This window comes from Paenibacillus sp. SRL342, assembly GCF_984798905.1.
The window spans coordinates 2,985,180-3,001,320 of sequence record NZ_OZ481790.1 but is presented as its reverse complement, the minus strand read 5'-3'; the positions used below and the strand labels follow the sequence as shown (position 1 = coordinate 3,001,320).

The 16,141-nt window shown below is 45.2% G+C and carries 1 protein-coding gene; it reads right to left on the bottom strand.

What is annotated here, in order from left to right; translation table 11 throughout:
• Positions 1-100 precede the first annotated feature (100 nt).
• Complete coding sequence (locus tag AC4E8D_RS13470; RefSeq protein WP_490206321.1) at positions 101-15,940, bottom strand: amino acid adenylation domain-containing protein; 15,840 nt, start codon at positions 15,938-15,940, stop codon at positions 101-103.
• Positions 15,941-16,141 lie beyond the last annotated feature (201 nt).

The following is a 16,141-nucleotide window of genomic DNA, read 5'->3' as shown; positions in this document are numbered from 1 at the left end:
GGAGAAACTGCACCTCTACACCGCATCTAATGAAGGGGCTATCTGTGATGCAGTCTCTCACGGATCATTGACTCATTTATTGTACATAAAGAACGAACTGCTAAATCTCTTCTTCCACATATTCATTCACATCAGGGCCAGCTGTGCTACCGCCCAATATATGAGAGGCCTGTTGTTTAATCGTTGGATACTCAAAAAATTGACTGATTTTTAATTCCATTTGCAACTTTCGGTTAGTCAACTGAACTGCATGCATCACTTTCAGGGAGTTCCCGCCGCATTCAAAGAAATGGTGGGCGGTGCCTATCGGCTTCACATTCAGCACTTCTTCCCATATGTTTACTAGCTGTTCCTCCACATAATTGGAAGGTGCCTCATACGTTGTCTCTGATTTGACTGCGATCTCAGGGCGAGGCAACGCATGGCGGTCTATTTTCCCGTTTGGCGTAAGTGGGAGCTGCTCCAATACCTTGAAATAGGAAGGAACCATATAGCCTGGCAAACGGGCTTCCATATAGGATTGCATATCCACCCGATTGACTTCTTTCAGGACGGTAAGGTAAGCACACAATGTATCCTGCCCACCCGAATCTTTGACAGCTACAACCGTGGCTTCACGGACATGCTCATGCGAAATCAGTATCTGTTCAATCTCCCCAAGCTCGATCCGATAACCTCTCAGCTTCACCTGATGATCCATTCGCTCCAAAAATTCAATCATTCCGTCAGACTGTCGGCGTACCCGATCACCAGTACGGTACATTCGTCCATGAAGCTGATATGGATTGTTGGCAAATTTGGCTTCAGTCAGCTCTTCATTGTTCAGATAACCGAGACTTAATCCATCACCTGAGAGATAAAGCTCTCCAGGTACTCCATTTGGAACAAACTGTTGATTGTCGTCCAGAATCCATGCAGATGTGTTCGCAATGGGCTTGCCAATCGGAAGACTTCCATCATTGTCACCTATGGCTTGTACAGGGTAACTTGTTGCAAACACTGTACTTTCCGTAGGACCATATACGTGAATCAGTTTATCTGCTCCCATATGAGAAAGAGCTCTTCGGGCATGGGAGACCGAAGCCCGCTCCCCTCCAAACAGGAGTTTTCGAAGTCCAAGCAAACAATGAGGCGCACGATCAACCAGCAGGTTGAACAAAGCAGTCGTCATGAAACAGACCGTAATTCTCTCCTCTGTCAGCACTTTGGACAATTGGTTAATATCCAGCAGTGTCTCCTGTTCAATCATGACCAGCCTCGCGCCGTTTAATAGCGCTCCAAAGATGTCAAATATCGAGCCATCAAAGGCATAATTTGAAAGCTGCAATATCGAATCGGATGCAGAGATCTGAATATAATTTGTATCTTTCACTACCCGAATGGCATTGGCATGGGAGATCATTACACCTTTTGGTTTCCCCGTAGAGCCCGAAGTGTAGATAATATAAGCCAGATCGTCTCCGGCCTTATCCTCGGATGCCAAGGTTGGTGCTGATTCCTTCATGCCTATGCTCTCTAATCGGATGGTGTCTTCAACATTCGCATGTACATTCATGACTTCAGTGACGCCTGTGAAATCCTCCATCCATTGTTCCTCCGTAAGTAGCAAGGCTGCAGCGCTGTCATGCAGCATGTGCACAATTCGTGCTCTTGGCCATTCGGGATCGATCGGTAAATAGGCTGCTCCGGATTTGAGAATTCCAAGAATACTTATAATCATCTCGGAAGAGCGTTGTACCATCAGTCCTACGATGGATGAATTTTGAATGCCTCGCATGCGCAAACGTTCCGACATCTGATTTGATTTCTCCTGCAGCTCCAGGTAGGTGAACTGTTTTTCATGCATGACCAATGCAACTGCATCCGGAGTTCGCTCTGCCTGTTCGTCGAATAGCTGAGATAATGTCTTTTCTTTGGGATATGGTGTCATCGGGCCATGGGATAACAACTCCATCTTATGGCGGGCCTGCTCGCCAATAAGAGCAATTTCGCTTACACGAATATTCTGGTTTGCACTAATTTGCTCCGCCACGTAGAGAACATGATTACCCAGACCATTCATCAGATCTGAATCCAGTACGTTACTGTTATAAGACCATTTAAGTCTGAATGTATCGTCCAGAACAGCAGTCACACTCAAATCATAGTGTGTATGCTCATTGCCATAAACGCGCTCCAGCGTGACTCCTGTCACATGCTCCGCCGCAAGGCTCGCAGCCTGTTCATTACCAAAATTTTGGAATACCAGTACATGGTCAAGCAAATCAGCTTTTAATTCACTTTGATCCTGTATATCTGCCAGGTGAACATAGCCATACTTTTGACCTTCCATCCCTTCCTGTTGAACCCTGCGGAGAACATTGGCAAAAAGCTCATCCGATTCAAGCTTCACCCTCGTAGGAATCGTGTTAATAAACAACCCGACCATATTCCCTATTCCTTCAACATCTGCGTCTCGCCCGGAAATGACTGTGCCGTATACGACATCTTCTGTACCACTGTATCTGCACAAGACCATGCCCCATATTGCCTGAATCAACGCATTAAATGTAACCTGATGGTTCACAGCGAACTGTTTTAGCTGACTTGTGAGTTCACGCGGGAATTGAATTTCCTGCTCCCGCAACGTTGGCGCTGCTGTATCCAGGTTAGCCCCTGTTTTGGGCAAAGAGACTCGTTCATAGTAGCCCTGGAGATACAGTTTCCAATAAGCCAGTGCTTCCTCCTTGTTCTGTTGATCAAGCCAGTCGAGGTAGTCCCCCAGCGGCCTGGTTTCTTCCAGCATTTCAGGCTGCCCAGCCTGCTGACTGGCATAAATCTCAAACATTTCATGAATCAGGATGTCCAGACACCAGCCGTCCAGCAAAATATGATGATGACTGATGACCAGTGTGTACGCATCCACCCCTCTGGAGATCAGACAGAATCTGATTAATAACTCCCGGCTGAGGTCAAACCCTCTTTCCTGATCAGCAGTCATGAACTGCTCCATCCGTTGAAGCTGTTCATCCTGGCTCTTTCCGGTCCAATCCAGCATCAACCATTCAGCCTGCTGCTGGTCAATAATAAGCTGGCGAGGTTGCTGTACAAGTTGATATTCAAATATGGAACGAAGCCCTTCATGGCGCTGTATCACCCGTCCAAAGCTGTATTTCAATATCTCCATATCAACGTTACCCTTTAATTCCACAAATACCTGCTCAAAATAGGCGTGTGATGTTTCTTGCTCCAGCGAATGGTACAGCATGCCGGATTGCATTAAGGTCAACGGATAAATTTTGCTAATCACAAGTGGATCAACCCTATTTTGTATGGCTTCCAACTCCGCTATGGATACAGGATGCTTCCCATAATCGGACGGGGTTCTCTCTGTGCCCTGCTTGTTCCGGCAGTGTTGAACGATTTGATGCAAGTTGTAAATGAACAACCGATTAAGCTGTTCAGCAATGTCACCTTCATATGCTCCATCACTGTAAGTCGTATGAACGGTGAACTTTCCATCCATTACAACTGCATTTATTTCAAAATCATGCGCTCTGATGAGCTGCCCACCCACCGTTTGTCCTACCGGGATATGAGACGAACTGAACAAGTTCCGTTCCAAACTGCTGTCCAGTTCACCCATATAATTGAACAAAATAGATGCTTCCTTTTCATCTGCAAAACCATGCTGATCAGCAGCCATATACTTGAGAATTCCGTATCCGATGCCTTTATTGGGAACGGCTCTCAGTGTTTCCTTGACTGTTTTAATTGCTTTAGGCAATTCCAGCTCTTGACACAGGTCAAATACTACCGGATATACCGATGTAAACCATCCGACCGTTCTGCTGACATCCAGCTCGGTTTCAAGTCCTTGTCGGCCATGCCCCTCCAGCATGATTTTGAATCGGGATTGACCGGTCATTTCGGTTACACTTAGCATAAGTGCAGTCAACAGAATGTCATTAATCTCCGTTTGGTAGGCTCTGTTTGTCTGTTGAAGAAGCCAGCCGGTTTGTTCACGATCAAGCTCAGATACAAGGGTAGCGCTATGACCATGGTCATGGACTGTGTCCGTTGTTTGGCGCTGAGAATCCAGGAATGGCGTATACACACTGGACACGTTTTTCCAGAACGCCTGCTCCTTTTGCAAAAGGTGATGTTTGGAATACGACTTTAATGCAGCAGCAAATTGCTGGTAAGAGACGGTTTTGGGTCCCACATCAAACGGCTTTTGTTCAACCGCTTGCATGTATAACGACTCCAAATCTTCGAGCAAAATTCTCCAGGACACACCATCCATGACCAAATGATGAATAGTGATTAACAGGTGATCGCCTTCATCAAGCCGGAAGAGCCGGAGTTTAACGAGCTGTCCCTCATGAATCCGCATTTTCTTATGCAATAACGATGCCTGCTCTTCAATGAATGCCTCTGCCTCTGGTTGTGCTGCGCCTCTGACATCCACAATATCGAACTCAAACATACCGCTTCTATAGCTCGGGATAGTCTGGATCATTTCTCCAGAAGAGTTATATTCATAAACCATCCTTAACACGTCATGATGCTCCATCAGTTTATCGAAACTAAGCCGAATGGCGTTCTGATCGAACCCATCCTGCCCGAATAACATAAAAGCCTGATTGTAATGGTTGTGATCCGTATCGTTTCTTGCAAAAAAGCGCTGCTGAATGGGCGTTAGGAAAACCTCACCTGTCACCTCAGCATTCCCAGTAGTTGGGGTCTGGGACTGCTTAACATATGGACTAAGCTGCCGGATCGTCGGGTTGGCAAAGAGATCCTTCATCTCTACTTTCAAACCCAGCTTGGACAATCCGGAAATCGTCTGAAGTGCCTTGATGGAATCCCCACCCATAACAAAAAAGTTGTGATGAATCCCAATGGAATCCAGATTCAAGATGTTCTCCCATATCTGAACAAGCTTTTGCTCTTTGTCATTCCTCGGCGATTCATACTTCGAGTCATCCAGTATGCTGTTGCCCGGTTCAGGGAGACGGGAGCGATCCACTTTTCCGCTTACCGTTCTCGGCAAGTGGTCCATTTTGACAAAATGGGCTGGTATCATATATGAAGGAACCTGTAACTCAAGTTTCTCACGCACGTCCATAATGGAGATCCCCGGATCAGTGATCACAATATAAGCACACAGATAATCATTACCACTGTCATCCTGACCTGCATTAACATATGCCTCTTGAATTACCTCCAGGCGGGTTAACTGGTACTCCACTTCCCCCAGTTCAATTCGATAACCACGGATTTTAACCTGATCATCCTGTCTACCAACAAATTCAATGGTTCCATCCGGTAGCCATTTGGCGGTATCGCCTGTACGATACATTTTCCGATCGTTGTCTACAGGTGAGTCCACAAACTTCTCTGCCGTAAGATCCGGTTGATTCAAGTAACCGCGTGCTACACCTTCACCAGAAATACACAGCTCACCGGGTACACCAACCGGCTGAGGACGATTGTAACGATCCATAATCAGAATACTTGTATTCCGGATCGGTCTACCAATCGGAATCGTTCCTGATCGCTCGCCTATCCCATACATGATTCTGTTCCAAGCCGCGTCCACCGTGCATTCCGTCGGTCCATATACGTTTGTAACGTTTGCTCTCATTCCAGGGAGCGTGGTATATACTTCATCGAGAAGATCGAAGGTCAGCACGTCCCCACCAATGATCAGCTCTTGCAGTTCATACTGCTGTTTGCATCCGTTCGAGGCCAGAGTGAGCAATTTCAGATGAGCAGGCGTACCATCGGACACATGAATATGATGATGAGCATAATAATTCAGCAAAAGATCTGCTTCCCAGACTGTGCTCTTAGGCACGATATGCAGTGCATGTCCCAGCAGCAAAGCAGCAAAAATCTGCTTCACCGAGGCATCAAAGATATATGGCGCAATCAATGCAATATTCAAAGGGGTCTCATAGTGCTGATATATCGCTTCCACCAATCCGTCCACCAGATTGTGAACATTGTAATGTTCAACAACGACGCCTTTGGGTTTGCCAGTAGAACCCGAAGTATAAATGACATAAGCCGCATCGCTGGAATGGTTGATCAAGTCCGGTTCACGTACTGGTTCACGTAGCCCTGAACGATCCAATGCATCCAATAAAATAACTGTACCTTCAAACACAAGGTCATCCACCATGGAATGATCTGCTGTACATAATAAACGCGCACCACTGTCAGTCAGCATATAACGCTTACGCTCAGTAGGAAGTTCAGGATCGATCGGCATGTAAGCCGCACCTGATTTGAGCACACCTACAATCGCAACGATCATATTTATGGAGCGCTCAACCATCACAGCTACAATGTGATTTGGTCCTGCTCCTTCCTGACGTAACTCGCAAGCCAGGACATTCGCCCTCTCATTCAACATGCGGTAGGTCAGCTGTTCATTCTCGAAAACTAAAGCGATGTTGTCCGGATTGTGTTCAACCTGCTCCATAAACATCTGGACCAATGTTTTGTCCCGTTCATAGGCCTGTCTCGGCGGGTTGAACCCTGTCAGAACGGTTTTCTCAGGTTGCGTCAGAATATCCAATTGATCCAGTCGTACTTCTGGAGCAGCAGCGACCTGTCTCAATATCTCGACAAAATGTTCAGCAAAGCGCTGAATACGCTCCGCCCGGAACACATCCGTGTTATATTCCAGTTCGAGATTCCAGCTCAGGTTGGTTTTGTTCATTCTGGCCGTCATATCAAATTTGGAACGTTGAATGCCATCTTCAAGCAAACCGGCCTCTACATCGTTCATCTGGAGATCAAGATGATCTGTATTTTGAACAAGCATGACGTCAAACAGTGGATTGCGTGAAGGATCACGCTTCACATCAACCTGTTCCACCAAACGTTCAAATGGATATTCCTGATGCTCATAGGCCTGAAGTGTATTTTCCTTCACCTGTTCCAGATACTGCTGGAAGGTATAATGGCCCAGCGGCGCATTTCTGAGAACTATTGTGTTTACAAACATGCCGACAACACGGTTGAGATCATCATGATTCCGACCTGATACCGGTGTACCAATCAGGATATCTTCCTGTCCGGTATATCTGGAGAGCAGTGTTGTAAATGCCGAGACAAACAGCATATACATGGTGGCTCCCTGATCATTGGCCAGCTGCTCAAGGGAAACCGTCAGTGTTTCATCCAGATGCAAACGAATCTGATCACCATTAAACGTCTTAGTCTTCGGCCGTGGAAAATCCAAAGGCAGGTCAAGAACCGGAACCTCTTCCTTCAATACATCAGCCCAATATTTCTCATGCCGCATCGAGTCACTGTTAGATTGTCGCTCGTGTACCCAGAGTGAATAATCCTTGTACTGTGTAGCGACAGGTGGCAATTTTTTGCCATTGTAGAACTCGGCCAGTTCATGCAATAGAATCCCGATCGAAATTCCATCTGAAATCATATGATGCATGTCAAACAAAAGGACATGTTCATCTGCTTTGGTTTGCACAAGTTCAGCCCGCATCAGCGGAGCTTTTTCTAATGAAAAAGGTTGTACCCACTCGGATAGAACAGGTGGTTCCCCTGCGGTATGGAGGGAACTATACTGAACTTCAAAGTCGACGCTTGGCATAATTCGTTGAGCAGGCTTACCCTGATTCATGACAAATGAAGTTCGAAGCGATTCATGTCTTGCAATCAGGCGGGAGAACGCCTCATTCAATTGTTTTTTATTTATGCTTCCCTTTAATTTCATAGCAAGAGGCATATTATAGGCTGTATCCGTAGGATCCAGATTGCTCAAAATATAAATTCTTTGCTGCGCTGCTGATAAATCATACAAGGACTGCAATGGCGCATGGGGAATAGATGTATATTTGCTTTTTTTATGATCCAGAATGAATTGGGCCATGCCACGGATTGTAGGCGTACGGAAAATCTGTACCAGTGGCATTTCTACCTGCATCTCCTTGTGTAATCTGGAGATTAGTATGGTCGCCAGCAGGGAATGTCCGCCAATATCAAAGAACCGGTCATGGACACCCACATTTCCAATCTTTAGAATGTCCTGCCAAAGAGTGACCAGTGCAATTTCAACCGGATTCCTTGGTGGTTCATACGCGATAGCTGTTCGGTTGTCCGATAGTGTCGGAATCGGCAATGCCTTACGGTTCACTTTACCATTAGCTGTTAAAGGCAAACGATCCATTATGACGAGATGGGCAGGCACCATATACGAAGGCAAACACCGAGTCAATTCTTCTTTAATCTCATCGATGAATCCCACAGGATACCCCTCATGACAAACCACATAGCCGCAAAGAAATGTCGAACCTGCCGGGTCTGTATGCGCGACAACTGTCGCCTCTAACACCCCTGGGTTCTGCAAAAGCAGATGTTCAATCTCTCCAAGCTCAATACGGAATCCCCGTATTTTCACCTGATCGTCCATACGACCCAAATATTCAATATTGCCATTCGAAAGCCAACGAACCCAATCTCCGGTCCGATACATCCGTTGTTCTGGATTAAACGGATGTTGAACAAACTTCTCTGCCGTTAACTGCGGCCTGTTCAAATACCCTTTTGCAAGTCCGGCTCCGCTTATGCACAATTCACCCGGAACCCCTATAGGCGAAAGCTGGTCACTGCCACTCAGAATAAACACGTTGGTATTCGGCAGTGGTCGACCTATAGGAATATTGGAATACATCTGATCTATGGTAAAACTTGTGGTGACGACTGTATTTTCAGTTGGTCCATAATTATTTACAACCTCATAGTTTCGGGATTCAAAATAATTCAGCTTGTCTCCCCCCGTCAGCAATGTTCGAAGGGAACGATTCTCCTGCCGGATAAACTGCTCGCAAATCGCTGTAGGCAGGAACGCAATACTAATCTGATGCTGATGGAAGTAATCATTGATGCGCACCACATCCAGCCTGATTTCATCCTGAATCAGATGTACGGAAGCTCCTGACAACAGGTATGGGAACAATTCCCACACAAAAGCATCAAAGCTCAAGCTTGCATAGCTGGCACTGCGATCAGCATCGGTAATCTGATACCGTTTATGATGCCATGTACACAAATGAACAAGCGATTGGTGTGAAACCATCACTCCCTTGGGCTGACCTGTGGAACCTGATGTGTAAATGACATAAGCCAGATCCCGACTTTGCCCCCGTATTGGTTGCAAGGAAGAGGAGACCAGAAATTCGTCCGTTTGCAAAAGTTCAGTCTGCAAATCAATGAGATGGACAGAGCTTTCTTTTCCCTGAACGACATGTTCAAACCGTTCCTTCGGTGTTAATACCCATTGGGTCTGACTGTCTTCAAGCATGTAATGGATACGATCATTTGGATAGGCTGGGTCAATGGGCAAATATGCTCCGCCTGCTTTTAGAACCGCCAGCATTCCGATCACCGCATCGATTGAACGCTCTGCGAGGACCCCGACGATGTTGTTATCACGCACTCCTTTTTTCCGTAGTAGATCAGCAAGCTGTTCACTTCGTTGGTTCAACTCGCGATAGGTTACATGATTTTCGCCCATCACCAGAGCAACATGATCCGGTGTACGTCTCACTTGCTGTTCAAAGAGCTCATCCACAGTTTGATGCAACGGATACTCCATAGATGGTGAATTAAAGGTATGAATCAACTGATCTCTTTCTCTCGGAGACACACTTTCAATCTCGCTAAGCGGCTGTTCCAGACCGGATATCATGTTGCCTACTAAGGCAATATAGTTTTCACTCATGCGCTGAATGGTTTCCTGACCAAACAAATCGGTGGAGTACTCCACGTTAAGCACGATTTCATTTTCAAACTCAAGGATGTTGAATGTCAGATCAAATTTTGCATTATCCAGATTAAACATGACAGGCGACACCTGCATACCCTCTTTTTCACGAGTAAACAGCGAAGCGTTCTCTAGCGAAAACATCGTGTCAAACAACGGATTACGATTGAACTCACGCTGCGCACCTGTTTTTCGCACCAGTTCATCAAATGCATACTCTGAATGTTCAAAGGCTGCTACGGTTGATTGTTTGATTTGCTCAATAAACTGTCTGACCGTATCCGATTCGTTCATCTGGTTTCGCAATGCAATGGTGTTCACAAATACTCCAAACATATGTTGTAACGGCTCATGCAGACGGCCAGAGGCAGCCGTACCCACAACCAGGTCTTTCTCATGTGTATACCGGTGCAGTAATAGGAAATAGGCACTAAGCATCACCATATACAACGTTGATCCGGTATCCTTGGCAAGCTGCCTGATGTCGCAGGTCAGGCTCTCGCCCAAGTGATTGTAGATGTTGTTTCCTTCATACCTGTTAACTTCAGGTCGTTTGAAGTCGTACGGAAGCTCAGGTGTTGGCGGGGTACTACTATATATATCCAGCCAGTACGCCTCCTGTTTCGCCATCTCATCCGAATGACTGTACTGTTCCTGCCATGCCGTATAATCCTGATAATGCACATCAACGTCTGGCAGAATTGAGCCACTGTAGAGCTCCAGCAATTCGTTCATCAATATGCCTTGAGATGTACCGTCAGCCACAATATGGTGGAAATTTATAATAAACAAATGACGTCCATGGCCAATTCTCACCAGTTTTGCCCTCATTAAAGGAGGCTGGCGGAGATCAAAAGCTTGAGTGGACTGTTTGCACAGGTTGCTTGTCAAACGAACGAGTTCATGGTCATTTGTATCGAGTTCTCCAAGATCATCATATTCAAGTTCAAAGGCTACGTTTGTATGAACCGTCTGAATAAGCTCATCCTCTATCACTTCAAATCCAGTTCTCAGTATTTCATGCCTCTCAATAAACGTTTGAAGCGCTCTCTCAAGCCGTACGAAGTGTACTTCTCCTTCCATAAGCAACGCCATGGGAATGTGATAAGCTCCCCTATTATTTTCAAGCAGCGAGAGGGTGTACATGCTTCTCTGGGCTGCAGAAGCCTTATACCGGTCACGGCGACTTAACTTCTCAATGATCACAGCAGGTTTGACATGTGCTTTGGTAACCAAGTATTGTTCCAAGCTGTATATCGTATCATTTCGGAACATTTCACCAATGGGAACTTCAACATGAAGACGCTTCTTCACTTCAGCCACCATTGCCATAATTTTCAGCGAATCTCCGCCGAGATCAAAACAGCTTACGTTCAGGCCAATCTGCTTCAAGCCAAACACATCACTCCAGATCTGAAGCAGCTGTTCCTGAATGGAATTGACAGGCTCTGTATCCACTACAGCATGTTCACGAACAGTGAGTTGATGCTGCCTTGCCACTTGTTCAAGTGTCGCTTTGTTGACCTTGCCATTGGCAGTAAGCGGAACTTCATCTACATTCAGGAACATGGACGGAACCATGTAATTTGGTAATTTACTTTGCAAAAGGGCTTTCAGTGGCAGTGTGTCCACATCCTGATCTGTAACAACAAAGGCAACAAGGCTCTTGACTCCGTTCTCGTCAGCAACATCAATAACGGCTGACTTTTGCACATCTTCAGCTTGCAAAAGTACGTTCTCAATTTCACCAAGTTCTACCCGATAACCTTTGATTTTGACCTGGCTATCTTTTCTGCCCAGGAACTCCACATAACCTTCGGATCGAAGGACACCAAAATCGCCTGTCTTGTAGATGTACCCGAACTGTGGATGAACAATGAATGACTGTCTTGTTTTTTCCTCGTCATGAAGATAACCGCTTGCTACACCGCTTCCTCCAATGTACAATTCCCCCTCAACATCTACAGGGCATGGTTGAAGTTGTCTGTTCAGCACATGAATTTGTTGATTGGCTAGTGGTCTACCATAAGGGATACTCTTCCATTGCTCAGACACTGCCGTGATTGGGTAATAGATGGACCATATCGATGCTTCAGTGGCTCCTCCCAAACTAACCACCTCAGATTCAGGAAATACGTCTACTATTTTCTGAGGAAGCCGCAGAGATATCCAGTCACCACTAAGCAATACCAGACGAAGGTCGTTGTTCTTCTCTCCCGGTGAATACAGATCAACACACATGTCCATAAGAGCAGGAACCGAATTCCAAATGGTGATTTTTTCTTGTTCCATCACGTTCTTGAGCTGAAACATGTCACGCTGATCATCAATAAGAACCAGGCAAGCCCCGCTGCTGACTGCGCCGAAAATATCATAGACGGATAAGTCAAAACATAATGAAGATATGCCCATCATTCGATCACTGGATGTTACGTTGAATCTTTCATTCATATCCAGGATCGTATTGGCTGCTGCGCCGTGCTTGATCTGCACACCTTTGGGCTTGCCCGTGCTGCCAGAAGTAAAAATAACATAGGCCATATCATCATTCGTCACTCTGCTGTTTATGGATTCCGCAGAGTAGGTTTCTAACGATTCCGTCTCATATAGCTCTGGCATGATGAAAAATTTACAGTTGGCCTTTTCGCGAATATATTGCTTACGCTCCTCCGGATAGTCCGGATCAAGCGGAATATAAGCTGCTCCCGCTTTGAGCACACCGAATATATTCACAATGGTGTCAATGCATCTCTTGCCATACACACCAATATAATCGCCCCGCTGTACTCCGTGATCGATCAAATACCTAGCTATCTGATTCGATCTGCGTTCCAACTCTATGTAACAAATGGAACGTTCATGATGCTGAATCGCCACCCGATCTCCTAATCTGGTCGCTGTTGCAGTTAACAGGTCATGCAAAGGCTTCAGAGTAAACGGTTTGCTCGTATCGTTATACTGTTTGATGAGTTGCCTGCTCGCTTGACTTAACTCAAGCTTGGTAACTTGTGTTGCAGAGATCACTTGGTTCAGAATGTTCAGATACTGCTGGAACATAGATTCAATCACTTCTTGTTCAAACAATTGATCCACAAAGTCCCATGTGATATACAAACCGCCATTGATTTCATAGACCTGATTATCAATATAAACCTGTGAGGTTCTTGTACTGAAATACTTGATCTGGTCAAAGTTAAACAAAGCGTCAAATGAATCTTCCACATTTTCATTTAAGACACTTGTAAATACAATTGGCATGACTGCTCTTTTGTGCATATCATGTTTTTTGCCCAATTGTCTTATAAAATCAACGCCATCATAATGTCTGTGATCCAATGCATCCAGCAATGAATGTTGCACTGACTCTGTAAATGTCCAGAACGAATTCAGAGATTTTTGGGCATCAATATCCAGCAGCATCAGCGTTGTAAAGTCTCCCGCCATCCTCTTCACATCTTCATGAAACGGAATCCGGTTAAATACGGTCAGGTTGACCCCAAATCTCTCCTGGTTTGACCAATGCGCAAGTACATAGGCATAGGCTGAGCATAAAATGGAAGTTGGGGTAACGTTATGCTGCCTTGCCTGCTGTTTAAGCTTGTTCCAATGTTCACCCGTTATAAAGTTCGAGAATTTGCTGAATTGGGGCACGTTTATGTCTGCCGGATTACATTTGAGCGGCAAAGTCGGAGAACCCGGAAAGTCTTCCAGCTTGTCCATCCAGTAGCGCTGATCCTTGAAATAACGTGCAGACTGTTTGAAACGTGCCATTGCCTGAACGTAGTCCCTGAAATTATATTGAAGCTCCGGCAGCTCCTGATCCCCGTTCGCATAGAGCCATTTGAATTCCTTGATGAGCAGTTTCAAGCTGCTGTCATCACAGATAAGCGGGTCCAGATTCAGAAAAAAATAATATTGATTCTCTGACATCCGGTAAGCTTTCATTTCAAATAATGGCCAATCGCTTGGAACAATCACTTTTGTCATCATTCGTTGTCTCTCTGCTTCCATTTGCGAGCTACGATATGCCGTATCCCATTCTGACACGTCTATCACTTCTACCGTGTATAACGGTGGACTTTTCAATATTTGCTGTGTCCCGTTCTCGTACACAACTGTTCGTAATATAGGATGCCTATTGATCAATTTCTGCAAAGTTGCATTAACCAAATCCATATCCGCCTCGGCCTCGAATTCGACCGTAAAATTGGTTGCAGCTCCACCCAGCTCAAATGCAGGGTCACGTCCAATCAAATAAGCCAGCTGAATACCCGTAAGACCAAATGGCTCAAGCATATTGGCAGGATCACCTTGATCCGTAAAGTAAGCCTCCGTGTTATCCTCATCATTATTTTCTTCCAAAAATGTTGCTATATTTTGGATCGTTCCAAGACGGAAAAGCTGGTTTAATGGCAGACTTGCACTTAAATCCTCATTAATCCGTGCAATCACTTCAATGGCATTAAGGGAATGACCGCCCAGATGTGCAAAACTGTCATTTACACTCAATTGCTCGATCTGTAGTACATCCTTCCAAATCATGGACAGGTGTTGTTCCAACTCTGTTGTCGGAGCAACGTATTCCCTGCCTGAATGGATGCTGCTATCCGGCTCAGGTAATTCACTTTTGTTAATCTTGCCATTAGCAGTCAACGGAAGCAGCTCCAGTTTGACATAATAGCTTGGCACCATATACTCCGGTATTCTCTGTTCCAGGAAAAGACGCAGCTCCTCAATCGAGCTTTCTTGGGTCAACACCATATATGCACACAGATAGGCATGGCCTGCATCGTTTGTTCGCATCATGACAAATGCCTCTGCTACCGCATCATGCCGGGACAAATGGGTTTCAATTTCACCCAGCTCGATCCGAAAACCACGAAGCTTCACCTGTTGATCCATTCGATCCAAAAATTCAAGGGTATGCTCAGGCGTCCAGCGAACCAAATCACCCGTGCGGTACATCCGTTCTGATGTAAATAAGGGATGCGGAATGAATTTTTGTTCTGTGAGTTCATCGTTATTCAAATAACCGAGCGCAAGTCCATCACCGGATATGCATAATTCACCGGTTGCTCCAACAGGGACGGGATGATCATGCTCATCCAATACCAGAACGGAGGTATTAGCGACTGGAATGCCAATCGGCACTGTAAGCGCTTCCTTTTCGATTTCATTTACAGGATAATATGTGGCAAAAACCGTGCTTTCCGTAGGTCCATAAACATGAATAAGCTTATCGCTCCCCATATAATCAAGCGCTTTTTTTACATGTGTTAACGAAACTCTTTCCCCGCCAAAGAGCACTTTGCGAACCGATTGGAAGCAGGATATTTCACGTTCCACGATAGCATTAAAAAAAGCAGTTGTGATGAACATAACGGTAATCCCATTTTTTTTAATGGAGCGGGCCAGGCTGGGCATGTGAAGTGCCTCTTCCTTCTGAATAATGACCAATCTTGCTCCGTTCAGTAGGGCTCCAAATATTTCAAACACCGATGCATCAAATGAATAGTTGGACATCTGAAGCATGCGGTCCTGCTCCGTAATGGTGATGTAATTGGTATTACATACAACACGAATGGCTGATCGATGAGAGATCACCACTCCTTTGGGGAGACCCGTTGATCCCGATGTATAAATGATGTAAGCCGGATCTTCTGCCTGATTAATATCCGTCAATGCATCGGATGGAAAGTCACAATAATCCTCAATGGTGGGATGAATAACCTCCAAACCGATACATTCTATGTAATTCTCTTCAGGATGAGATGTCAGCAGCATACATGCCCCACTATCCTTGAGCATATAATTCACTCGTTCCCCAGGTGTTTCGGAATCAATCGGTAAATAAGAAGCCCCTGATTTGAGAACGGCTATTAAAGCAATTATCATTTCAGGGGATCTCTCTAACATAATACCGATTATTTTGTCGCGGTCTGCTCCCTTCTGACGAAGAAGTGCGGCAATCTGGTTTGAATACTGATCTACTTCCTTGTACGTATATTGAATGGTGTCTGAGGCTACCGCAATGGCATCGGGATGCAAGCGGGCCTGTTCTTGAAATAACTGATGGATGGTATGATTGCGGGGATAGTCTGTTCTATTCTCGTTCACTGTCGGATTCTCTCTGATATTGGAATGTCCAGTAATCATAACGATATCCTTCCTTTGCAAGCAGAATACTTTTATTATATTATCCTAAAATTTCCATGTCAATCTATTTACTTATTTGCTTTATTAAGTAAAATGAAAGTAAAATTTGGCGAATATTCTGAGCATAACTCGACAGATTCTAGTATACATGCTACTCTATTTTTGTATAATTTCCTTTATTTTTCAAAAAAGCCGTGATAA